This window comes from Corallococcus silvisoli (genome assembly GCF_009909145.1).
Lineage (GTDB): Bacteria > Myxococcota > Myxococcia > Myxococcales > Myxococcaceae > Corallococcus > Corallococcus silvisoli.
Genome location: NZ_JAAAPJ010000025.1, coordinates 21948 through 45602 on the forward strand (window position 1 = coordinate 21948; position 23655 = coordinate 45602).

The following is a 23655-nucleotide window of genomic DNA, read 5'->3' on the forward strand; positions in this document are numbered from 1 at the left end:
TCGGGGTTATCCTCGGGGCCCGTGCTCCTGCCCGTCCTCACCGGTCTCTGGCTGACGTTGTCCGGCGCGCTCGGCACGGAGCTGCGGCGGGACGGCTACAGCTTCCGCCCGCCGGACGCGTTCCGGATGACGCGCTGGGAGCGCTATGCCGGCTCGCACGCGGGCGCGGTGTCGGAGGATGGCGTCCGCACCCGCGGCCTGTCCGCGGCGCTGGCGGACGGGGAGGGGCCGGACGCGGCCACGTTCCTCATCGCCGTGGTGGACGGAGGCTTCTCCGCCAGCCCGTCGGAGCGGGACGCGTTCTCCACCGCCGTGGTCCAGCACTTCCAGCGTGAGCTGGGGCTGGCGCTGACGCCGGAGCGCATGGACCGGGTGGGCGGGCCGGTGCCCCGGGTGGAGGTCCTGGGCACGCTGCGTGAGGCGGGACAGGTGCGCACGGTGCTGGTGACAGGGCTGGCCTCCGAGGGCCGCCACGCCGTGGTGACCGTCAGCGCGCCAGCCGACCGCTGGGACGCCCTGGCCCCCGGGGTGCGCGCCTCGCTGGAGACCTTCCGCATGGAGGCCCCGGTGGCGGGCGTCATCCCCAAGCGGCTCGCGGGGGCGCTGGCGGGGGCCCTGGCTGGAGCCCTGATCGTGTCCTATGCGGCCTGGCGCCGCCGACGGATGGAGGACGGGCCAGCGTCTCCGTAGCCTTGGGGCTTCCAGCCGCCTCCACGGCGTCCCCCGGCCGGGCTCGCGCTGGGATACGGTGCCGCCGCTCATGTTCTCCCTCCTTCTTGTCGCCGTGCTCGCGCAGGGGCCCATGGCGCCCCCCGCGCCGCCGGCTCCCCCCGCGCCGGATGCCGGCGTCGCGGACGCGGTGGTGCCGCCCCTGCCGGTGGCCACGCTGCCCCCGGCCACCCACGACCTCTTCCGCCGCATCCAGGGCCGGGTCGCGCAGGTGCGCATCATCGAGCGCCGCTCCGGCACGAAGTCCTCCATCGGCTCCGCGTTCTTCGTGAGCGCGAAGGGCCACGCGCTCACGAACTACCACGTGGTCTCCGACCTGGTGCTCCACCCGGAGGACTACACCGCGGAGCTGGACCGGGGCGACGCGACGGTGCCGGTGCGCCTGCTCGCGGTGGACGTGGTGAGCGACGTGGCGGTCATCCAGGTGGACACCCCCGTCAGCGACTTCTTCAAGCTGGAGGAGCACGAACCGCCGCAGGGCACGCGCCTGTTCGCCATGGGCAACCCGCGCGACCTGGGCACCACCATCGTGGAGGGCACCTACAACGGCCTCGTGCGCGACGCCCTCTACGAGCGCGTGCACTTCACCGGCGCCATCAACCCCGGCATGAGCGGCGGGCCCACGCTCAGCGGCGAGGGCGGCGTCGTGGGCGTCAACGTGGCCACCATGGGCAACCAGGTGGGCTTCCTCGTCCCGGTGGCCCGCGCGCGGGCGCTGCTCGACCGGGCGCTGGCGCTGGAGGCCCCGCCGGACTCCGCCGCGCTGATGGCGTCCGTGCGAGAGCAGCTGCTCGCCAACCAGCAGCGCATCACCGACCGGCTGCTGGCCGCGGACCTGCCGAAGCAGGCGCTGGGCGAGTACCGCGTCCCCGGCCGCTGGAACCCGTTCCTCAAGTGCTGGGGCGACACGCCGCATGATCCGGAGACGCCCTACACGGTGACGAGCTACCAGTGCTCCTCGGAGGAGGACATCTTCCTGTCCTCCAGCCACCGCACGGGGGTGGTGGCCTACCTGCACCAGCACGTGACGAGCCAGAAGCTGGGCGCGATGCGCTTCTCCGCGCTCTACAGCACGATCTTCTCGCAGGATCCGGATCCGGTGGCCGCCACGCGCGAGGACGTCACCAACTTCCGCTGCAAGTCGGAGTTCGTGGACGTGAACGGCCTCACGGTGCGCGCGGCCCTCTGCCTGCGCGCCTACCGCCGCTTCCCGGGCCTCTATGACCTGGTGCTGCGCGCGGCCACGCTGAACGCGACCACGCACGGCGTGGACACCAGCCTCACGCTGGGCGGCTTCTCCGTGGAGAACGCCCGCAAGCTGGCGCGCCGCTACCTGGAGGGGCTGTCGTGGACGAAGTGATCTTCCTGGAGGTGCTGGAAGGCGACGCGGTCCAGGCGCGCCACCGGCTGGACACGCTGCCGGTGACGGTGGGGCGCGGCTACGCGAACGACATCATCCTGGACGACCCGAAGGTGTCCGCCGAACACCTGCGCCTGGAGCGGCGCGAGGACGGCGCGGTCGTCCTCCACGACGTGGGCAGCGTGAACGGCACCTTCAGCGTGGAGCCCTGGGCGGCGCTGAAGGAGCTGGTCATCACCCCGGACGCGCGCGTGTCCGTGGGGGACACGGTGCTGCGCTTCCGTCCGCGCACCTTCGTGGTGGAGGACACCGTCGTCAACGAGGCCCCCGCCGCGCCGCGCGAACACTTCTTCGAGCGCCCCCGGGCCTTCGCGCTGGCGATGCAGGCGCTGGTGGTGGTGTCGTTCCTCTCCGAGCGGATGACCCAGTTCCAGAAGACGGACTGGGGCGACCTCATCCTGTCCAGCGTGCTGCCCCTGGGGCTGGCGCTGCTGTGGGCGGGCGGCTGGTCGCTGGCGAGCCGCATCGCGCGCCGCAGCTTCCACTTCCGCGTGCACGCCACGCTGGGCGCCCTGCTCCTGCTGGGCTTCGCGGTGGCGCCGCCGCTGTTCGCGCTCCTGAGCTTCAGCTTCTCGCTGGGCGCGGGGCTGGGCTTCGTCCGCACGCTGGCCATCCTGGCGCTGATGGGGTGGGGGCTCTACTGGCACCTGCGCTACGTGACGCGCTGGCGCGCGAAGCGGCTCGTGCGCGGGCTCGTCATCGCGTCGGTGGGCGTGCTGGTGCTGACGAACGTGACGCAGCTGCTGGGCAACGAGGCCTTCAGCGAGGCGCTGGAGTTCCCCCGGTCGCTCCTGCCGCCCGTGCTGCGCGTGGCGCCCGCGCACTCGATGGATTCCTTCTTCGAGGAGGCCGCGCCGCTCCAGAAGAAGGTGGACTCGCTCGCCAAGGAGAGCTGACGCGCGGCGGAAGCCCCCGCCGCGCGCGGCCCGTGAGCCTTACAGCCCCCGCACGGAGTGGGGCTTGTAGGGGGCCTCCAGCGCCTTCACTTCCTCGGACGTGAGCTTGAGGTCCACGGCCTTCACCGCGTCCTCCAGGTGCTGGAGCTTCGTCGCGCCGACGATGGGCGCGGTGACGACGGGCTTGGACAACAGCCACGCCAGGGCCACCTGCGCGGGCGGGGCCTTGCGCGCGTCCGCCACCTGCTTCACGGCCTCCGCCACGTCCCAGTCCCCGGGCTGGTTGTAGAGCACCGGCGACAGCGTGTCGGAGCTGGCGCGCGTCGTGGCCTCGCGGTCGTCCAGCGACTTGCGCGATCCCGCCAGCAGCCCCCGGGCCAGCGGGGACCAGGGGATGACGCCCACGCCCTCCGCCTCGCACAGGGGCAGCATCTCCCGCTCCTCCTCGCGGTAGACCAGGTTGTAGTGGTTCTGCATGGACACGAAGCGCGCCCAGCCGTTGCGCTCGGACACGCCGAGGGCGCGCATGAACTGCCACGCGTACGCGGAGCTGGCGCCCAGGTAGCGCACCTTGCCCTGGCGCACGAGCTGATCCAACGCGGCCAGCGTCTCCTCGATGGGCGTGTTCGGATCCATCCGGTGGATCTGGTACAGGTCGATGGTGTCCACGCCCAGCCGCTTGAGGCTCGCCTCGCACGCCTGGGTGATGGCCTTGCGCGACAGGCCGCGCTCGTTCTGGCCGCTGCCGGTGGGGAAGTAGACCTTCGTCGCCAGCACCACCTCGTCCAGCTTCGCGTACTTGCGCAGGGCCCGGCCCGTCACCTCCTCGCTGGCGCCGTCCGAGTACATGTTCGCGGTGTCGAAGAAGGTGACGCCCAGCTCCACCGCGCGGCGGAAGAAGGGCTGCGCGGCCTCTTCGTCCAGCACCCACGGGCGCCACTTCGGCGTGCCGTAGCTCATGCAGCCCAGGCAGATGCGGGAGACCCGCAGGCCCGTGTGACCCAGGTTGGCGTACTTCATGGTGCGCTCCTTCGCGTGTCCGTGGCGTGCCCGGCGCGGGGCCGCCCGTCAGGTGCCTGCTCCATCCGCTCCCTGCGTATGCCCCCCAGGCGCGAGCGCATCAACCCAAAGCGGGGCAGGGGGCCCGGGAAAAGACAACGGGCAGGTCCCCCATGAAGGGGAACCTGCCCGAGTCACTTCAGCGGCGGCGGTCCGCCGTTACGCCCGGACCTCCGCCGGAGGCGCGTCCGTGGCAGGGGCCGGAATCGCGGCGCCCTCCTTGAACGGAGACGTCTCCAGCGCGGCCTTGAGGACCTCGTCCATGTGCGTGGCGAAGATGAACTCCAGCTCGTTCTTCGCCTGATCCGGCACGTCGATGAGGTCCTTGCGGCAGCGCTCCGGCAGGATGACGCGCTTGATGCCCGCGCGGTGCGCCGCCAGGACCTTCTCCTTGATGCCGCCCACTGGCAGCACCAGGCCGCGCAGCGTGGCCTCGCCCGTCATCGCCGTGTCGTGCCGCACCCGGATGCCCGTCAGCAGGCTGGTGAGCGCGGTCAGGATGGTGACGCCGGCCGAAGGACCATCCTTGGGGATGGAGCCCGCGGGGAAGTGCAGGTGCAGGTCCGTCTTCTCGAGGAAGTTCGGGCTGATGCCCAGCGACTCCGCCTTGCTGCGCAGGTAGCTCAGCGCCGCCGTGGCGGACTCCTTCATCACGTCGCCCAGCTGGCCGGTGAGGGTCATGCCGCCCTTGCCCGCCATCTTGGTCGCTTCGATGAAGAGCAGGTCGCCACCCGCCGCGGTCCACGCGAGGCCCGTCGCCACACCGGGGACCTCCGTGCGCTCCGCGACCTCCGAGTAGAACATCTCGGGCCCGAGGATCTCCTTCACGCGCTCCGCGCCGATGACCTGCTTCTCCAGCTTGCCGCCGGCCACCTCCACCGCCACCGCGCGGCAGATGTCCGCGATGCGGCGCTCCAGGTTACGCACGCCCGCCTCGCGGGTGTACGACGTGGTCAGGATGAGCAGCGCCTCGTCCTGGACCTCGATGTGGTCCCCGTTGAGGCCGTGCTCCCGGAGCTGCTTCGGCACGAGGTGGATGCGGGCGATGGCCTGCTTCTCCTCGAACGTGTAGCCCGTCAGCTCGATGATCTCCATGCGGTCCCGGAGGGGCCCGGGGATGGGGTCGAGCTGGTTCGCCGTGGCGACGAACATGACCTTCGACAGGTCGAACGCCACGTCCAGGTAGTGGTCGCTGAACGTGCTGTTCTGCTCCGGGTCCAGCACCTCCAGCAGCGCCGCGCTCGGGTCGCCGCGGAAGTCCGCGCCCAGCTTGTCGATTTCGTCCAGCATCATGACCGGGTTCTTCGTCCCGGCCTTCTTCATGCTCTGGATGAAGCGGCCCGGCAGCGCGCCCACGTAGGTGCGCCGGTGGCCCCGGATCTCCGCCTCGTCACGCACGCCGCCCAGCGACAGGCGCACGAACTTGCGGCCGGTGGCCTTGGCCACGCTCTGGCCCAGCGACGTCTTGCCGACGCCCGGGGGACCGACGAGGCACAGGATGGGCCCGCGCATGTCGTTCTTCAGCTTGCGGACGGCCAGGTACTCCAGGATGCGCTTCTTCACCTTCTTGATGCCGAAGTGATCCTTGTCCAGCTGCTGGCGCGCGTTCTCGATGTCCAGGTTGTCCTCGGACACCTTCGACCACGGCAGGTCCGCGATCCAATCCAGGTACGTGCGCGCGACGGTGTACTCGCTGGAGGCCGCCGGGATCGTCTTCAGGCGGTTGAGCTCCTTCTGGGCGACCTTCTCCACTTCCGGAGGCAGGGCGGCCTTCTTCAGGCGCTCCTGGAGCTCGTCCAGCTCCTCCTCCTCCTCGCCCATCTCCCCCAGCTCTTCCTTGATCGCCTTGAGCTGCTGGCGCAGGTAGTACTCGCGCTGGGTCTTCGACATCTCGCCCTTCACGGCGGAGTCGATCTTGTTGGAGAGCTTGAGGATCTCCCGCTTGCGGTTGAGCAGCTCCAGCACGAGCTTCATGCGCGCCTTGAGGTCGACCGTCTCCAGCACGGCCTGCTTCTCCTCGATGGGCACGTCCACGTTGGCGGCGATGAGGTCCGCCAGGTGGCCCGGGTGCGTGATGCTCTCCACCAGCTCCGTGGCGGCGGCCGGCAGCTCGGGCATCAGCTCGATGACCTCGCGCGCCAGCTTCTTCAGGTTGATGCCCAGGGCCTCCACCTCGACGTTCTCGGAGGAGGTCTTGTCCTCCACCGCGTCGACGCGGGCCTTCAGGTAGGGGGCTTCCTGCACCAGCTCCATCACGCGGAAGCGCGCGAGGCCCTGGACGACGAGCGAATAGTTGTCCTCGCCCATCTTCAGAAGTTTCACGATCCGGGCGACGGTGCCCATCGTGTACAGGTCGGACGCGCCCGGATCCTCTTCCTCGGCGCGGCGCTGCGTGACGACGCCGATGACCTGGTCGTCACGAACGGCGTCCTTGATCAGCGCGATCGTCTTCTGGCGGCCGACGGCCAGGGGCAGCACGCCCCCGGGAAAGAAGACACTGTTGCGCAGGGGCAGGATGGGCAGCACCTGCGGGATGTCTTCCTTGTTGATGAGCCCCGGAGGGGCCATCGCGGTGGGCATGGCGCTGGCCGCGGTGCCCTTCTTCTTCTCGTCAGACATGGAGTTCGGCCTCTTCCTTGCTTGAACCCGGTCAGCAAGCGGCCGGGCCGGTGAACCATCCGGTTGATTTCTGCGACGGATGAACCAACGTAACAACCAAACCGGACATGGCAAACGTGATGTGCGTATTTTCCGTGCCTCGTCGGCTGTACGACGCTCCTCTCTTAACGGCCCAGAAGTCTCGCGTCCGGCAGGGGGGTGGGGCATGCTTGCCCCCTCTTTTCGCTTGATGCGGTGCGCGAGCGCGTCCCCGCACTGGAGGCCGATGTGAAGCTCCACACCTGCGCCCACCTGCTGTCGCTGTCCGCGCTCCTGGCGCTCGGCTGTCACTCCCCCGTGGATGAAGCCGGCTCCACGGTCCCAGGCACCTGCGAGGCGACCCCTCCGGTGGTCGCGCCCCAGAAGACGGACATCCTCTTCGTCATCGACAACTCCGGCTCCATGCAGGAGGAGCAGCAGGGCATCGCGACGGAGCTGCCCGCCTTCCTGGCCGCGCTGAAGGAAGGCAGCGGCGTGGCGCAGGACTTCCGCGTGGGGGTCATCACCACCTCCGTCTACCAGCGGTTGCTCCTGCCGGACGGGACGGACAGCACCCGTTCATTCCCGGATCAGGAAGGTCGCCTCCAGCCGGTGAAGGACGAGGCGGGTCAGCCCACCGCCGAGCGCTTCATCGAGGGCACGGACCCGCTGCTCCTCGACAAGTTCCAGCGTCTGGTGAACCAGGGAACCTCTGGCAGCGGCCAGGAGACACCCTTCGAGGCGGTGCGCCTGGCCGTCGCCTCGCCCCTGGCCACCCAGCCCCTGGCCGAAGGGGGCAACGGGGGCTTCCTCCGCGACGGGGCGCGCCTGCTGGTGGTGGTGGTGTCCGACGAGGAGGACTGCAGCTCCACCGTGCGGCCGCCCCCGGTGACGCTGACCCTGGACCCGTCCGTGGACGCCTGCACCGCCCAGGGGGACAAGCTGACCCCCGTCAGCACGTACTACCAGTACTTCCAGGCCTTGCATGACAGTCGCGGGGCCTCGCGCGAGGTGCTGTGGGCGACCATCGGGCCGGTGGCGCTGACGGACAAGCGCGCGGAGCTGACGACGGAGACGGTGGGCGGCACGACCTACGTGCGCAACGTCGATTGCCCGACCTCCTATGGGCCCGGGTACCGGCAGAGCGACATGGCGCAGGCGTTCGACGCGACGCGGGCGAACCTGGACTCCATCTGCAAGAGCAGCTACCAGCGGACGCTGCTGGACATCGCGGACATGGCCACGGTGGCGCAGAGCGTGGACGTGGTGAACCTGCCGGATCCGCGGCTCGCCGTGGTCTACGTCACGCGAGCGGATGGCTCGGTGCAGACGTGCACGGTGGCCAACGGGGACATCCGCTACGCGCCGTCCGGCGAGGACCGCTCCGCGCGGCTGTTCTTCCTGGGCCCGTGCCTGCGGCGCGTGGGCGACACGAAGGTGGAGGTGAAGGTGCTGTGCGCCGGCTAGCCCGCCGTTGATCCGCACGCGCATCCCGAAGGGCCCCGCGAGCAGCACGCGGGGCCCTTCTTCGTTTCCGCGCGCGTGACCCGTCATGTCCGCCGAGGGAGCGGGGGACGCGCGTGGATCCGTCCTCGCTCTGTCGAGTGACGGGCCCGACGCGACAGGTTCCACGCGCTCGGAGTGCCGCCTGCTGGGGTGTCAGACGGCTTCGCATACTGGCCTCACACCCGCATCGGTGGCGGGGGTTGCGGAGGCGAGGAGTCGACATGGGCGCGGCGGTGGAGCGGTCGTCGGTGGGGGTGGTGGAGGAGCTGCGTGAACGGATCCGCCAGCTCCAGGCGGCGCCCCGGCGCGCGCTGTCGGTGCTGCGCACGGGGGTGGACGCGGTGGACGCGCTCCTGCCCCTGGGCGGCCTTCCGCTGGGGCACTCCGTGGAGCTGTGCGGGGAGGCGGCGTCGGGGCGCGCGAGCCTGGCGTTGCGCGCGGTGGCCACCGCGCACCGGGAGCTGCGTCTGTGCGCGTGGGTGGACGGCCCGAAGGAGCTCTATCCCCCCGCCGCGGCGGCGCTGGGCGTGGACCTGGAGCGGCTGCTCGTCGTGCGGCCCCGGGCCTTCGCGCAGCGGGTGTGGGCCGCCGTGCAGCTCGCGCGCAGCGGTGCCTTCACCGCGGTGGTGGTGGACCTGACGCACGGCGTGGGCGCGGCGGGGCGCCCGGCGCGGCTGTCCCTGCCGGAGGCGCGGAAGCTCGCGGACGCCGCGGCGCGAGGCGGGGCGCTGGTGCTGCTCCTGACGTCCCCGGAGGCCCCCGCGGATGGGCTGGCGCGGCTGCGGCTGGAGGCCCTGGGCATCCAGGGCTGGTCCGTGGAGCTGGAGCGCAGCCGGGGCGGGGGCGTGGGCGCGCGCGTCGTGCGCCCCTGGCGGGAGCTGTACCCGGAGGTGGGGTTGGATGCCGGGGCGCCGCTGCTGGACGCGGACGCGGTGGCACCCGGGGCTTCGGGGCCGGGCTTCTACCGCGAGCCGGGCGACCGCGTGCGCAACGGCCTGGGCATCCTGGGGCAGCGGCCTGGCCGCGACGCGCCCATGCCCTCGTTGGGCGAGGCGCTACCGCCGCCGGGCACCTGCTGAAGGGGGACGCGCCATGCGGAGGGGCTATCTGCACGTCACGCGCTTCCCGGTGCAGCGCAAGGTCATCGAAGCGCCCTCGCTCGCGGGCCAGCCGCTCGCGCTGGTGGAGGAGGTGCGCGGCCAGCGCCGGGTGGCCTTCGCCTCCACGCGCGCGCTGAAGGCCGGCGTGCGCCCGGGGATGACGCTGACGGCGGCGACGGCGCTGGAGCCCGTGCTGCGGCACTTCTCCTACCGGCCCGCGGACGAGGCCCGGGCCCTGGGCGCGCTGGGAGAGTCGCTGCTCGGGCTGTGTCCGGGCTTCCAGCGCGACGCGCCGGACGGGCTGTGGTTCGACGCGAGCGCGGCGCACCTGGTGGGGGGCGAACCGGCGCTGGGCGCGAACGTGCTGGAGGTCTGCGCCCGGCAGGGCTACCGGGCGCACGTGGCGGTGGCGTCGGAGGCGTTCACCTCGCGGATGCTGGCGCGGCATGGCTCCCAGCGGGTGGAGGTGGTGCCGGAAGGGCAGGGCGCGCGAGCGCTGTCGCCCCTGCCGCTGGGCGCGCTGGAGGACGCCGCGGCGCGGGCCTTCGCCGTGCTGGGGTTGACCACGCTGGGGCAGGTGGCGGCGCTGCCGGCCGGAGCGGTGACGGCGCGCGGAGGGGCGGGCGCGGCGCGGGCGCACGCGCGGTGCCGGGGCGTGGACGACACGCCCTTCACCCCCGAGCCGCTGGAGGAGGCGCTGGAGGACCGGGTGGTGCTGGACGCCCCCTCGGACACCTTCGAACCCGTGCAGTTCGCGCTCAAGACGCTGTTGGACCGGCTGGGGGCCCGGCTGTCCGGACGGCGGCGGGCGGCGGTGCGGCTCACCTTCGTCCTGCGCCTGGACCCCACCGGCGAGGCCCAGGTGCCGCTCCTGCTGGCGCGGCCCACGGCGCGCGCGAAGCCGCTGCTGGAGCTGGCGCGGCACGCGTTGGGGGAGCTGCGGCTGGAGCGCCCGGTGGCGGAGGTCGCGGTGCGGGTGGACGCGCACGACCTGGACCTGGGCCAGCAGCTGGCGCTGGGGGACGCGCCGGAGGGGGACGCGGCCCTGGAGGGGGTGCTGTCGCGGCTGGCGACCACGCTGGGCGAGGAGGCGCTGTTCTCCGCGTCCCTGGAAGCGGTGCACCGGCCGGAGTCCGCGCATGCGCCCAGGGCCTTCCATCCTCCGGAAGCGCGGCGGGGGCTGTTGTCCCCGGTGGCGGATCCGGCGGCGCCCATCACCGTCTGGCGCGAGGCGGGGGCGGCCCGGGAGCGTCCGTCGCGGCTGCTGGCCCAGCCGGCCCGGCTGGACGCGGAGCTGGCGGCGTCCGGGGAGCTGCTGGCGGCGCGGCTCGCGGGACGGCGGCACCGGGTGACGGCGATGGCCGGGCCGGAGCGGCTGGGTGGCGAGTGGTGGACGGACACCCCGTACCAGAGGGACTACTACCGCGTTCACTTCGAGGGGCTGGGGCCCGCCTGGGTGTTCCGGGACGGCCGGGATGGGGGCTTCTACCTGCAGGGGTTGTTCGATTGAGGGGTGGGCGGGCGCGGTCCCGGTGGAGGCCCCGGCGCTTGTGGCCTAGCGTGAGGCCATGCGCTCCGCACGAATCCTTCCGGCCCTCCTCGTGTCCCTGGTCCTTTCGGCCTGCGCCGCCCCGCAGGTGCGCCCGCAGGGGAGCATCCGCAAGGTGGTGGTGGTGGCGGGCTCACGCGTGGAGGTGCTGCCGTCCGGCTCGTTCCGCCAGGACCTGATCGGCGAAAGCAATCCGCGCACGGTGATTGCCCGCCAGACGGAGTCGGTGCTCGCCACGCGCGGCTTCGACGTGGTGGCCACGCGTCAGTCCCAGGCCCCGGTGCCGCTCACCGACGAGGTGACGTCCTTCATCCAGCAGAACAAGGCCGAGGCCGGCGTGGTGGTCATCCTGGACTGGCTGGACACGTCGGGCGCGGCGGTGCTGGGCCGGGTGGACGTGGTGCTGCGGCTGGGCGTGGTGGACCCCGAGGGGCAGGTGCTCTGGACGGACACGGTGCGCTCCCAGCCCATCGTCAGCGTCTACCAGTCGCAGTCGGACTGGAACTCGTTCCTGCGCCGGGCCGTCGTCGACGCGGTGCAACTGGTGCCGTGATGGCCCTTCCTCCCGAGCGCGTGAAGAGGGGGGCATGCGGATCCTGGTGACGGGCGCGGCGGGCTTCATCGGCGCCCAGGTCTGTGAGCGGCTCCTCTCCCGAGGCGACACGGTGGTGGCGCTGGACGCCCTGGACGCGGCCCCCGGGGACGCAGCGCTCCGGAGATCGCGACTCCAGCGGCTGTCCGGCGCTCGCGGCTTCACCTTCCTGCCGGGCGACATCACGGACGCGGCCCGGTTGGGCCAGGCGTTCGAGCGCGCGCGTCCGGAGGGCGTGGTGCATCTGGCGGCGCGGGTGGGCGTGCGGGCCCCGGACCGCGAGGCGCCCGCGTACGCGGACACCAACGTGACGGGCTTCGTGCGCGTGCTGGAGGCGTGCCGCGAGGCGCGGGTCGCGCATCTGGTCTACGCATCCTCCAGCTCCGTGTACGGCGCGGCCACGCCCGCTCCGTTCCGCGAGGACGCGCCCGTGGATCAACCGCTCAACCTCTACGGCGCCACCAAGCGCGCCAACGAGCTGATGGCGCACGCCTACAGCCATCTGCACCGGCTGCCCACCAGCGGCCTGCGCTTCTTCACGGTGTATGGGCCTTGGGGACGCCCGGACATGGCGCCGCTCCTGTTCCTGCGCGCGCTGGCGCGAGGCGAACCCCTGACGCTGCACGGCGATGGGCGGATGCGGCGCGACTTCACCTTCGTGGATGACGTGGCGGAGGCGGTGCTGCGGGTGCTCGACCGGCCTCCAGCGGGGAGCCCGCCGCACCGGCTGCTCAACGTGGGGCACGGCGAGCCGGTGGCGCTGGGGGACTTCGTCGCGCTGTTGGAGCGGCACTGGGGCGCGCCAGCCCGCGTGAAGTCCGTGCCCGCCGGGCCCGCGGAGATGGTCTCCACCTGGGCGGAGACCTCGCGGCTGGAGCAGGAGACGGGCTTCCGCCCCCGCGTGTCCGTGGACGAGGGCGTGGCCCGGCTGGTGGCGTGGTACCGCGCATGGCGCGTCATGGAGCGCTGAGCCCCTGGAACGGCGGCGGGTGCCGCCCAGGGCTCGTGAAGGCCCCGGCCGACACCCGCCGTCCTACCGCCCGTGGCTGAAGGCTACGGCAGCACCGCGAGGAAGCCCTGCACGAAGGCGTTGTTGTCCTCGCGCAGCTCCATCACGCCCCGTCGCGAATCCACCAGCGCGCCGATGTAGAACAGCCCGGAGCCCGGGGCCGAGGCCGGCGTCTGGGCGGTCGTGATGAGCTGGCGCGTCGTGCAGTGCTGCGCGGGCAGCGAGCCCACGTCCAGTCCCCCCAGGATGACCTGATTGGAGGACATCGGCCCCGCGCCCGGGAACTCCAGGACGGGCTGGGTGGAGAGGAACAGCTCCAGCCGGCCGCCGTTCGGGCCCGTGTCGGCGGTGCCCTGGTTGCAGACCTTCACGGTGGTGGAGAACGAATCCCCCCCGCGCACGGAGAAGGGCGCGGTCACCTCCGTGATGATCAGGTCCGGTGCGTACCCCACGCCGATGCGGCCTCGCACGAAGGTGTTGTTGTCCTCGCGCAGCTCCGCGGAGAAGGAGCCGCGGCGCACGGCGGCGCCCAGGAAGAGCGCCGCGTCCGGTGGCGCGCCCGGCGGCATGACGGCGGAGACGGAGCCCTCGCGCGTGGCGCACGCGCTCTGGGGCAGGGGCGGGATCTCCACGAAGCCCAGCAGGGCCTGGCTGGGGGACGGCGGGAGGGAATCTCCCGGGAAGGCCGGCTCCGGCAGGGTGGGCTCCAGGGAGAGGAAGAAGTCCACGACCCGGGAGTCGGAAGACTGCGTGCCCTGGTTGCAGACGGTGACGGGCACCTGCATCTGCGCTCCGGGCTGGACGTTGGCCGGTCCACCGAGGGCGGTGATGACGAGGTCTGGCCCTTCACCCACGCCGACGCGCGGCCCGACGAAGGTGTTGTTGTCCTTGCGCACCTCCTGGATGCTCCAGGTCCGGTCGACGCTGGCGCCCACGGAGTACGTCTGCTGCTCCGGCCCGGTCTGGACATATCCAGAGAAGCTCCCGGTCACCGGCGCGGAGACGCAGGCATGCGCTCCCAGTGGCGGCAGGGAGGCTTCGCCCAGGAACTCGCCGGGCGGCACCGGGGGCGCACCCTGGGGAGGCAGGGACAACGAGGAGCCCGTCAACAGGTGCAGCGTCACCCGGGGCCCGGACATCGTGTCCTGAGCGCCCTGGTTGCAGACGGTGACGGTCACGGTGAAGGGCCTCGACGCCGAGATGCTGGCGGGCGGCGTCACCGAGGTGATGACCAGGTCTGCCGCGAAGCCCACCCCCAGCCGTCCCCGCAGGAAGACATTGTTGTCCTCACGCAGCTCGGCGCGGTTCTGGAACGGGTCCACGACGGCGCTCAAGTACACGGGCTGCTCCGGGGAAGTCCCGGGCAGCGTGGAGACGGACATCATCCCCAGCACGCTCGTGCATTGACCGGCCTGGATCGGCGCGACGTTGAGCATGCCCGCCAGGAACTGAGGGGGGGACGGGAACGGCATCGGCCCGCCCGGCGGAGGCAGGGTCCAGGTCTCCTCCGTGGACACGATGACCGCCGCCTCGCTGGAGGTCGACGCCTCCGTGCCCACGTTGCAGACGCGCACGCTCGCGGCGAACGGCTCCCACGGCGCGACGGTGCCGGGCGCTTCCAGCGCGGTGATCACCAGGTCCGGCCCGTTGCCCACGCTCAGGATGCCCGCCACGAGGGTGTTGTTGTCCTCGCGCAGCTCCTGGAGCGTCGCCCCCGGGTCGACGCTGGCGCCCAGGTACAGCGGCTGCGACGGCAGCGCGTTGGGAGGCGGCGACGCCGGTCCGAGCAGGTCCCGCGTGAAGCAGGCTCCCACGCTCAGCGAGGGCACGTCCGCCTCGCTCACGAGCTGCTGTGAGCCGTTGGGCAGGATCGGGCCGCCCAGTGGATTCGGCCCCTGCAGTGGGGTGTCCGTGCTCAGGTAGAGCGCCACGCGCGTGGAGGTGTTCGACGGTTGGGTGCCCACGTTGCAGACCTTCACGGTGCTGGTGATGGACTCACCGGGCCGCGCGCTGGCAGGGCCGCGGAGCTCGGAGACCACGAGATCCGGTCCGTTCCCCACGCCCACGAGCCCCACCGCGAAGCCGTTGTTGTCCAGGCGCTGCTCGGTCCCCTGGTAGTCGACGACCGCGCTCAGGTTCAAGGGCCTCGGGATGGGCATGGATCCTGCGTCAGGCGGACGCAGGGCGTTGAAGGTGGCGCGCTGCGGGGTGCACTGCCCGGGCGCCAGGGCGCCGTTCGACAGGGCACGTCCCTGCAAAGCGTATCCAGGCAGGAAGTTCGTGTACGGCGGGGGGAACGGCGCGGGTCGCGACACGGGCGGCGCCGCGTCCGCGGAGAGGAACAGCGAGAGTCCATACGCGTACGCGGTGCCGAGGCCCTGGTTGCAGACCGTGAAGGTCGCGGTGAAGGGCTGACCGTCCCGGAGGTTCGCGGCGGTGCGCACATCGGTGACAACCAGGTCCGGCGCCGACCCCACGCCCAGCACCCCCAGGGTGAAGGCGTTGTTGTCCTCGCGCAGCTCCGAGACGTTCCCGAAGGTGTCGACGGCCGCTCCCAGGAACAAGGGCTGATTGGGGAGGGCGTCCGCGGGTGTCTGGGCGTAGGTGGTCACCGACAGCGTCTGGCACTGGCTGGCGTTCAGATAGGAAACCTCCGCGCCCCCCACGGGGACCTGGGTCCGCGTGGCCAGGGGACCATTGCGCGGCGGGGCCGTCACCGGGTTCTCCGTGGAGAGGAACAGCTCCAGGTGGGCGGTGTTGTTCTGAGGGCCCGTGCCCACGTTGCAGACCTTCGCCTCGACGGTGAAGGGCGAGGACTGCCCGACGTTGGCGGGCGCCTTCAGCGATTGGATCACCAGGTCGGGGCCATACCCCACGCCCACGAGCCCCTTCACGAAGGTGTTGTTGTCCTCACGCAGCTCCGGGACGTTCAGCATCCCGTCCACGCGCGCGGCCAGGAACAGCGGCGCATCCGGCGGCGAGGCGGGGGGCGGGTACGCGAAGCCCTGCACGGGCAGGGTGACGCAGCGTCCGGCGTCGAGCGCACGCCCCTGCGCCTGACCGACGGGGGACTCCGTCGGGCTGGGGTTCGGCGTGGGGGACACCGTGGCTTGCGTGGACAGGAGCACCTCCGCGCGCACGTCAGCGGCCAGGGTCGTGCCCACGTTGCACACCGTCACGGAGGCGGAGATCGGATCCCCCGGCCGGACGTTGGCCGGCCCCTTCACCTCGGTGATCACCAGGTCGGGCAGGGAGCCGATGCCCAGGCGGCCCGCGACGCGCGTGTTGTTGTCCTCGCGCAGCTCGGTGATCGACAGGTCCGGATCGGCGATGGCGCCCAGGTATAGCGGCTGCCCGGGCGTGGTGGCCGCGGGGGGAAGCTGAGCGAACGCCTGCGTCTGGACCAAGACGCAGCCGCCCGCGTCCAGGGGCGGGACGAACGCGTCGCCCGCTGGCGCCAGGGTCGGGGGCGGCGCACCCGGGGGCGGGACGCTCAAGGGGGCTTGCGTGGAGACGTACAGCCCCACGCGGGACGAAGGGGCGGAGGCGGTCCCCACGTTGCAGACGCGCACGTCCACCAGGAAGGCCTCTCCCTGCCGCGCGCTGGCGGGCGCCTTCACGTCGGAGACCACGAGGTCCGGCCCGTTGCCCACGCCCATCAGGCCGCGCACGAAGCCGTTGTTGGTCTCATTGAGCTCCTGCACCCGCTGCGAGGTGTCGACACTGGCGCCCAGGTAGTAGGCCGTCGCGGGAGGCGCCCCTGGGGGCCGGATCGCGGAGGCGCTCACGGCCCGCGTCAGACACTGCTGGGCGTCGACCGGCCCCACGTCCACCTCGCCCACGGTGATCTGCTGGGATGTGGGCGGAGCCCCGGGCGCGGGCACCTGCTGGGTCGCGGTGGTGGACAGGTACACCTGAAGCATCAGCGGGCCGCCGTTGGGGTACGCGGGCGCGGACCCCGGGTTGCAGACCTTCACGTTGACGGTGAAGGCCTCCCCGTCGCGGACGCTTTCGGGCGCGCGCAGCTCGGTGATGACCAGGTCCGCCCCCTGATTGAGCGAATGGCCCTGGCTCTTCGCGAGGGCCGCGTCGGAGGGCGCGCTGTCACCTCCGCAGCTGGTGATGAGGAGCGTGCCCGTGATGAGCAGACACGTGTGTCTCCATGACGGCGATAGCCGTGACATGTGTGTTCTCCTTGGGATGTGTGGCGATGCCGTCCACGAAGCGCCCGCCGCCAGGCCCGGCGCGACGCCGCGAGGACATTCGTGGGAAGTCTTCAACGGCGCGAAGCCGATGAAATTCAAACAATCCTGCTGTCGTCGCGAATGCGGAAAAGACAATCGCCGGCCGGGTGGATACGTACCCAGCCGACGACTCGCTGCTGAAGGGGGCCGGCCCCGCCGCGTGTGGCCTATTGCGCCTGGGTGAAGACGCCGCCCATCCAGGTGTTGTTGTCCTCACGCAGCTCGGGGAGGGCGCCCGGCGCATCGACGATGGCGCCCAGGTACAGGGGCTGTCCGGACGTGGCCGCGGGAGGCCGCATCACGGTGCCCTGCACCGGGACCGTGGTGCACTGGCCCACGCTGAGCGGGGACAGGTTGAAGCCGCCCACGAGCATCTGCAATTGGGTCATCGGCGGGCGTCCCTGCGCGGGCACATAGGCGGACGGCTCCGTGGAGATGAGCAGGTCCAGCGGCACGGAACCGCTCATGGGCGCGGAGCCCACGTTGCAGACCTTCACCTGCGCGACGAAGGGGACGCCCTGCGGGGCGCCGGTGGGCGCGGTCACGGACTGGATGACCAGATCCGGTCCATTGCCCACGCTCAGGCGCGACGTCACGCGGGTGTTGTTGTCCTCGCGCAGCTCCGCCACCTGCCGAGCCGGGTCCACGCGCGCCCCCAGGAAGCGGGGGCTGCCGGGCTCGGTGTAGGGCGGCGGGGACTCATAGCCGTTCACGGAGACCGTGATGCACTGGCCGGCGACGAGCGTGGGCGTGGGCGCCATGCCGACGGGCGCCTCGGTGGGGGGGGCCTGGGATGGGAGGTCCTGGGCCAGCGTCTCCTCCGTCGACACCACGGCGATCACCTGCGAGGGCGCCGCGGACTCGGTGCCCACGTTGCAGACCTGCACGGACAGCGCGAGGGCGCCGCCCGGGGTGACGCTGCTCGGGCCCGTGATGCTGCTCACGACGAGGTCCGGTCCGGAGCCCACGCTGATGGGGCCGGAGGTGCGCACGTTGTTGTCCTTGCGCAGCTCGGCCACCTGATAGGGCTGGTCCGCGACGGCGGACAGGTACAGCGGCTGCGCCGGCGAGGATTCGGGCGGAGGGATGGCGGTCAGCGTCTTCGAGGAGACGGCGCAGGCCCCCGCCGCGAGCGACGACACCGCCACCGTTCCCACCTGCACCTGGGTCGGCGGCGGCGAGCCGGTATCGGGCGGCGCCGTCACCGTGGGCGTGGAGGACATGAAGAGGCCCACGGTGGACGACGGCACGAACTGGTTGCCCTCGTTGCAGACCGTCACGTCCATCAGGAAGGGATTGCCGGGCCGGACACTTGCGGGCGCCGTCAGCGAGCGCACGACCAGGTCCGCGCCCGTGCCCAGGTTGATCCGCGGCAGGGGGGACACATTGTTGTCCTCGCGCAGCTCCAGCACGGAGGCGGTCGGATCCACGATGGCGCCCGCGTACAGCGTCGCGTTCGGCAGGGGCGTCCCGGGCGGAGGATAGGCGGAGGCATTCACCGGGCGGGTCGCGCACTCACCCGGCTCCAGCGACGGCGCGAAGGTCGTGCCCGCCAACATGCGGGACATCGGCGGTGGACCGCTCACCACGCTCAGCGTGGGCTCGGACGTGACATAGACCTCCACGGGCGCGTTGGGGGACGTCACCGTGCCCACGTTGCACACCTTCACGGTGGCGGTGAACGGCTGACCCGGCGCGACCGTGGGCGGGACGTCCAGCGTCGCGATGGTGAGATCGGGCCGCGAGCCCACGCCCAGGAGCGTGTCCGCGCGGGTGTTGTTGTCCTCGCGCAGCTCCAGCTGGCTGCGGGGCAGGTCCACGATGGCGCCCAGATACAGGGGGTCCTCGGACGGCGGGATGGGCGGGCGGATGGCATAGGCCTGCACCGTGCGCGTGATGCACTGGCCATTCCCCAGCGGCGGCGCGCTGAAGGACGCCACCGGGGCCTCGGTGGTCGGACGGGGCATCGTCCCCGGGGCCGCCAGCGAGGGCACCGTCGAGAGGAGCACCTGCACGTCCGCCGGATTCGAGGCCACGGTGCCCGCGTTGCATACCGTCACGGTCGCCGGGAAGGAGTCCCCCATGCGCACGCTCGCGGGACCCGTCACGGAGCGGATGGTCAGGTCCGGGCGGGAACCCACGCCCACCAGGCCCTGCACGAAGGTGTTGTTGTCCTCGCGCAGTTCGGTCACGCCGCGCTGCGGGTCGACGATGGCGCCCAGGTACAGCGGCTCGTTCGGCGGCGAGGCGGGCGGCGGCTGCGCGTAGCCGTTGAGCGACACCGTGCGGCACAGGCCCGGGGACAGGCTGCCGAGGGTCGCGCCCGCGACCATCGCCTGGGTCGTGAGCGGGGGACCGGACGGCAGCGTCAGCCCGTTCACCGTGGACAGGTACAGCTCCACCAACGTCCCAGGGCTCTCCAGGGTGCCCACGTTGCACACCGTCGCGGACGCGGTGAAGGGCTGGCCCGGGTTCAGGCTGGCGGGCGCGTCCACCCGGGTGACGACGAGGTCGGGCTGGTTGCCTACGCCGAAGAGCCCCCGGACGAAGCCGTTGTTCGTCTCATCCGTCTCCGCCACCACCTGCTGCGTGTCGACGCTCGCGCCCAGGTAGTAGGCGCCGTTGCCCATGAAGCCCGAGGGCGGGTTGGCCGGAACGCTCAGCGAGCGCGAGACGCACTGGCCCGCGTCCAGCGGCCCCACGTCCGTCTGGCCCAGGGTGATCTGACTCGTGGGCGGCGGAGGCGGAGCACCCGGCGCGGGCACCTGTTGGGTCGCGGTGGTGGACAGATACACCTGCAGGGTGTTCCCGGCGACATACGCGGGCTGGTTGCCGGTGTTGCAAACCCTCGCGGTGACGGTGAAGGTTTCGCCCGGACGCGCGCTGTCGGGGGCCTGCAACCCGGTGATGCGCAGGTCGGGCCCGGACGCGAGCGCGCTGGACTGCTGCTGGGGAGAAGGCACTTCCTCCGGAGTGGACGCGCCCGTGCAGCCGGCGAGCGTGAGCGCTCCCGTGATGAACAGACACGAATGCCGCCATGACGGCGAACGTCGTGACATACGGACTCCTGGTGTGGGGGGTGAAGGCGCTGAGACATACAGGACCGGTGTGACATCGACCGGCCCCGGACCGTCCTTCTAGGAGCAAAACATCCGTGTAAAAAAGAGTTTCAGGTTTTTCACACAGAGGTCTGCCGTTACTCCACCCCTGGGGTGGGAGGCTCAATCCACCGCGACACGTCTGTTGTCGACGAGCCACCGCGTGGTGGTGCACGCGCGGGCGAAGGGTGCGTCATGGGTGACGAGCAGCAGCGCGCCGGGGTAGTCGCCGAGCGCCGCCTCCAGCCGTTCGATGGACGGCAGGTCCAGGTGGTTGGTGGGCTCGTCCAGCACCAGGGCCCAGGCGTGCTGGCCCAGGCCGCGCGCGATGGCCAGCTTGCGCGCCTCGCCGGGTGACGGCTGCCCGGACGCGAGCAGCCGGTGGGGGTCCACGCCCAGCGCGGCCACCAGCGACAGCACCCGGCCCCGCTCCTCCGGGGGGAGCTCACGCACCGCGTCGAGCGTGGCGCGGGCGTCGGTCTCGCCCAGGTCCTGGGGCAGATAGAGGATCTTCTCGCGAGGCACGCGCGCCTGCTCCAGCAGCGCGCGCAGGAGCGTCGTCTTGCCGGCGCCGTTGGGGCCCTCGATGCGGATGCGCGCCTCGCGGTCCACGTCCAGGTGCGTGGGGCCCAGGAGCTCCACGTCGCCGGCCCTGAGGCCCGGCGTGTCGAACGTGAAGAGCCACGGGTTGGGGGAGCGCACGTAGTCCACGAACACGGAGCGGCCCACAGTCTTGTCCACGGTGAAGGCGCCCACCGCGGCCTCGGCGCGCTCCAACTCGCGGCGCTTCACGGTGACCTGCTGGCCCAGACGGGACTCGGCCCAACTCGCCAGCGTGGAGGCCATGATGGAGCGCGCGTCGCTGTCGTTCTTGTTGCGCATCCGCCGGCCGGTGCTGCGCGACTGGGTGGCGCCCTGGTGCTCGCGCCGGGCCTTGTCCAGGAGCTGGGCGGCGCGGTCGCGCTCCGCCTTCGACTGCTGGTGCGAGGCGACCTCGGCCTCTCGCTCCGCCTCCCAGTGTCCGCGCGCGGTGGAGTAGGGGCCCGGGTACAGGTGCGCACCCCCGCCGTGCACGCGCAGGGTGGCCTGGGTGAGCGTCTCCAGGAGCTCGCGGTCATGGGAGACGACGACGCCCACGCCCCGGAAGCGGCGCAGCGCGGCCACGAGCCACGCGCGCGCCTCCGCGTCCAGGTGGTTGGTGGGCTCGTCCAGCAGCAGCACGTCCGGCTCGCGGGCGAGCGCCGCGCCCACCTGCCACCGCTTGCGCTCCCCCGGAGACAGGGTGGGCCAGCGCGCCAGCGCGGTGACGTCCAGGCCCAGCTGTCCCTGGAGCCTGCGCGCCAGCGCGTCCCAGGACTCGGAGAAGGCCAGGATGTCGGGCGTGAGCGCCTCCACGCCCTGCGGACACAGGCACACGAGGGGCGATGGAGGCTCGAACTGGAGCTGCCCGGACGTGGGGATCAGCTCCCCGGACAAGAGGCGCAGCAGGGTGGACTTGCCAGCGCCGTTGGGGCCGACGAGGCCCGTCCAGCCCGGGGCGAGGTGGAACTCCACGTCGGTGAGGACGGGGACGACATCGGTGAACGAAAAGCAGGCGCGGTGCGCGCGCACGGAGGACGAGGGCATGATGAAGCGACTCCTGAATCCGGAAGCCAGCACGCACGACCCTCAAGGGACGCGCGGCGGCGGGGTACAGCCAGGGACCGGGGTTTCAGGCGTGCAGCTTCAAGGGGATGCGGACCTCGTGCAGGGGAAGGCCTGTGACGTCTTCCCACGTGGACAGCGGATGCTTCAGGGGGAGCATGCGGCGAGGCCCGGGCGGACTGCAAGCCCGGACCTGCGCGCGGACGCGGGCACCGACGGGAAAACGCCGGTGCCCTGACGACGATTCCCGCGGGAGGCGGCTATTCGTCCGACGGCGGCGGCTGCACGCGGCGGGTGGCCGGGAGGGGGGCCGGGACCGCGGCGCTGCGGGCCAGGGCCTGGGCGCTCATCGCGGCGGCGGAGGGCGGGCGGGCAGGGGCCCGGGGGGCCTCGGCCGGGGCGTCGTCCTTGGCGAACACCTCCTTCAGCGTGGCGATGGAGCCCAGCGCGGCGGTGGCCTCATAGGGGACGAACATCTTGTTGTCTCCCTTGCCCAGCTCCTGGAGGGTCTCCAGGTAGCGCAGCGCCAGCACCTCCGGCGTGGCGCGGCCGGTGTGGATGGCCTCGAAGGTGAGGCGGGTGGCCTCGGCCTTGCCTTCGGCCTCCAGCATGACGGCGCGCTTGTGGCCCTCGGCGCGGGCGATCTCCGCGTCGCGCTCGGCCTCGGCGCGCAGGATGCGGGAGATCTTCTCGCCTTCGGCCTGGAGGATGGCGGCGGCCTTGTCGCCCTCGGCCTTGGTGACCTCCGCGCGGCGCTCGCGCTCGGCGGTCATCTGCTTGGCCATGGCGGACTTGATGGCCTGGGGCGGTTCGATCTCTCGCAGCTCCACGCGGGTGACCTTCACGCCCCACTTCTCGGTGGCCTCGTCCAGCACGTTGCGCAGCTTGGAGTTGACCGTCTCACGGCTGGTGAGCGTCTGGTCCAGGGTGAGACCGCCCATGACGTTGCGCAGGTTCGTCATGGTGAGCTGCTCGATGGCGAGCGCCAGGTTCTCCACCTGGTAGAGGGCGCGGCCCGGGTCGACGATCTGGTAGTAGATGACCGAGCCGACCTCCATGTTGACGTTGTCATGGGTGATGACCTGGACGGTCTCGAAGCCCATGACCTGCTCGCGCAGGTCCACCAGCGTGTTGCGCGTGAAGCGGTTGCCCGCGCGCATCTCCATGGCGCGGGGGCTGTCCATGAAGGGGATGAGGATGTTGAGGCCGCTGGAGGCCACGTGGTGGAACTTCCCCAGCCGCTCCACGACCATCACCTTGGCCTGGGGAACGATGCGCACACCGGTGACAAGCCCGAACACGACGGCGGCCGCCGCGAAGAGCAAAACAATGGTCAGTCCCATCCTGCCGTCTCCTTCTTCTGCTGCGCGGATTGCAGCGCGACTTCGTGGGACGCCGACGGGCGTCGCACCCACAACTTGAGGCCTTCAATCTGCTCCACGGTGACGCGCTCGCCTTCGGGCAGGGGGCCCGACAGGGAGCGCGCCATCCACAGCTCGCCGTTGATGCGCACGGTGCCTCCGTGAGGATCGGACAGCGCCTCGGTCACCACGGCCTCCTGGCCCAGCATCGCCTCGGTGCCCGTCTTCAAATGCACCGCGTCGCGCATGAAAACGTGCTTGAAGATGGTGCGGGACGCGCCGAAGAGGGCGGCGGACACCAGCGTGAAGACGACGAGCTGGCCGTTGAAGCCCAGCCCCGCGCCGGCGGTGAGCGACGCCATCAGCGCGCCCACGGCGAACCAGAGGGTCACGAAGCCAGAGAGTTTGATCTCCAGCGCCCCCAGGACGATCGCGGCAATCAACCAGAGCTGCCAGGCGGTGGTGTCCATGAGGTCCTTGTTTGGCAGCCGCTTCGGCTTCCTGTCAAACCGGGCGGCCTGGGCATCAGGAATCCGTCCGAAGGAGGGTGGGTTCCCGGCAAGGACCTAAAGGGTCTGAAGCCAGGGGAAAAGCCGATGCCGTCCTTCGCCCTTCCTGGCGCCCGACTGTACTACGAGGGCACAAAAGGAAGGGGGGAACCGGTGCGCTTCGGCCACGATCCTTCGTGGGCCGCCCCCCTGTTCCGCCGGTAGGCGGAAGCCCCGAGGCGGCACTTCCGCTGCACCGTCCAAGCCCCCCGGGGCAGGGACGGAGCGAGCCTCCGCCCGGCGGCCCGGCCATCGACCTGCGC

At 71.7% G+C, this 23655-nt stretch carries 15 protein-coding genes; 8 read left to right on the forward strand and 7 right to left on the reverse strand.

Going from position 1 to position 23655, the window contains the following annotated elements; translation table 11 throughout:
* The first annotated feature begins 21 nt into the window (after positions 1–21).
* The 3 genes from GTY96_RS34120 (at position 22) to GTY96_RS34130 (ending at position 3045) form a co-directional block, all read left to right on the forward strand.
* Entirely contained in the window at positions 22–690 is a 669-nt protein-coding gene (locus GTY96_RS34120; protein WP_161666906.1) for a hypothetical protein, read from the forward strand.
* A 70-nt stretch (positions 691–760) separates the two neighbouring features.
* Positions 761–2089 (forward strand): S1 family peptidase, encoded by a 1329-nt coding sequence (locus tag GTY96_RS34125; protein ID WP_143904777.1) that lies wholly within the window; start codon positions 761–763, stop codon positions 2087–2089.
* Positions 2077–3045: an FHA domain-containing protein gene (locus GTY96_RS34130; protein WP_143904776.1), complete on the forward strand. Its 969-nt coding sequence runs from the start codon at positions 2077–2079 to the stop codon at positions 3043–3045. Before GTY96_RS34125 ends, GTY96_RS34130 begins: the two co-directional genes overlap by 13 nt.
* Positions 3046–3084: 39 nt before the next feature.
* Here GTY96_RS34130 and GTY96_RS34135 read toward each other — a convergent pair whose 3' ends face one another.
* Together GTY96_RS34135 and lon are read right to left on the reverse strand one after the other, a co-directional pair.
* Positions 3085–4065, reverse strand: a complete 981-nt coding sequence (locus GTY96_RS34135; protein ID WP_161666907.1) for an aldo/keto reductase — start codon at positions 4063–4065, stop codon at positions 3085–3087.
* A 198-nt stretch (positions 4066–4263) separates the two neighbouring features.
* Positions 4264–6723, reverse strand: a complete 2460-nt coding sequence (gene lon, locus GTY96_RS34140; protein ID WP_143904774.1) for an endopeptidase La — start codon at positions 6721–6723, stop codon at positions 4264–4266.
* 267 nt (positions 6724–6990) lie between these two features.
* Between lon and GTY96_RS34145 the strand changes: the two genes are divergently transcribed.
* The 5 genes from GTY96_RS34145 to GTY96_RS34165 all read left to right on the forward strand — a co-directional run bounded on the left by GTY96_RS34145 (position 6991) and on the right by GTY96_RS34165 (position 12458).
* Positions 6991–8208 (forward strand): vWA domain-containing protein, encoded by a 1218-nt coding sequence (locus tag GTY96_RS34145; protein ID WP_143904773.1) that lies wholly within the window; start codon positions 6991–6993, stop codon positions 8206–8208.
* A 260-nt stretch (positions 8209–8468) separates the two neighbouring features.
* The gene (locus GTY96_RS34150) at positions 8469–9326 is read left to right on the forward strand and encodes an ImuA family protein (RefSeq protein ID WP_161666908.1); all 858 of its coding nucleotides are present in this window, start codon (positions 8469–8471) and stop codon (positions 9324–9326) included.
* A gap of 13 nt (positions 9327–9339) precedes the next feature.
* Positions 9340–10857 (forward strand): Y-family DNA polymerase, encoded by a 1518-nt coding sequence (locus GTY96_RS34155; protein ID WP_161666909.1) that lies wholly within the window; start codon positions 9340–9342, stop codon positions 10855–10857.
* A gap of 58 nt (positions 10858–10915) precedes the next feature.
* Positions 10916–11449: a hypothetical protein gene (locus GTY96_RS34160; RefSeq protein ID WP_143904770.1), complete on the forward strand. Its 534-nt coding sequence runs from the start codon at positions 10916–10918 to the stop codon at positions 11447–11449.
* 34 nt (positions 11450–11483) lie between these two features.
* On the forward strand, positions 11484–12458 hold the full coding sequence (locus tag GTY96_RS34165) for an SDR family NAD(P)-dependent oxidoreductase (protein WP_143904769.1): 975 nt from the start codon (positions 11484–11486) through the stop codon (positions 12456–12458).
* A gap of 83 nt (positions 12459–12541) precedes the next feature.
* Here GTY96_RS34165 and GTY96_RS34170 read toward each other — a convergent pair whose 3' ends face one another.
* The 5 genes from GTY96_RS34170 to GTY96_RS34190 all read right to left on the reverse strand — a co-directional run bounded on the left by GTY96_RS34170 (position 12542) and on the right by GTY96_RS34190 (position 23314).
* On the reverse strand, positions 12542–16681 hold the full coding sequence (locus GTY96_RS34170) for a CARDB domain-containing protein (protein WP_161666910.1): 4140 nt from the start codon (positions 16679–16681) through the stop codon (positions 12542–12544).
* Positions 16682–16908: 227 nt separating this feature from the next.
* Complete coding sequence (locus GTY96_RS34175; RefSeq protein WP_161666911.1) at positions 16909–19800, reverse strand: CARDB domain-containing protein; 2892 nt, start codon at positions 19798–19800, stop codon at positions 16909–16911.
* Positions 19801–19962: 162 nt separating this feature from the next.
* Positions 19963–21465: an ATP-binding cassette domain-containing protein gene (locus tag GTY96_RS34180; RefSeq protein ID WP_161666912.1), complete on the reverse strand. Its 1503-nt coding sequence runs from the start codon at positions 21463–21465 to the stop codon at positions 19963–19965.
* 278 nt (positions 21466–21743) lie between these two features.
* Positions 21744–22826, reverse strand: coding sequence for an SPFH domain-containing protein (locus GTY96_RS34185; protein WP_143904765.1), 1083 nt, complete (start codon positions 22824–22826; stop codon positions 21744–21746).
* Positions 22817–23314, reverse strand: a complete 498-nt coding sequence (locus GTY96_RS34190; RefSeq protein WP_143904764.1) for an NfeD family protein — start codon at positions 23312–23314, stop codon at positions 22817–22819. Before GTY96_RS34190 ends, GTY96_RS34185 begins: the two co-directional genes overlap by 10 nt.
* Positions 23315–23655 lie beyond the last annotated feature (341 nt).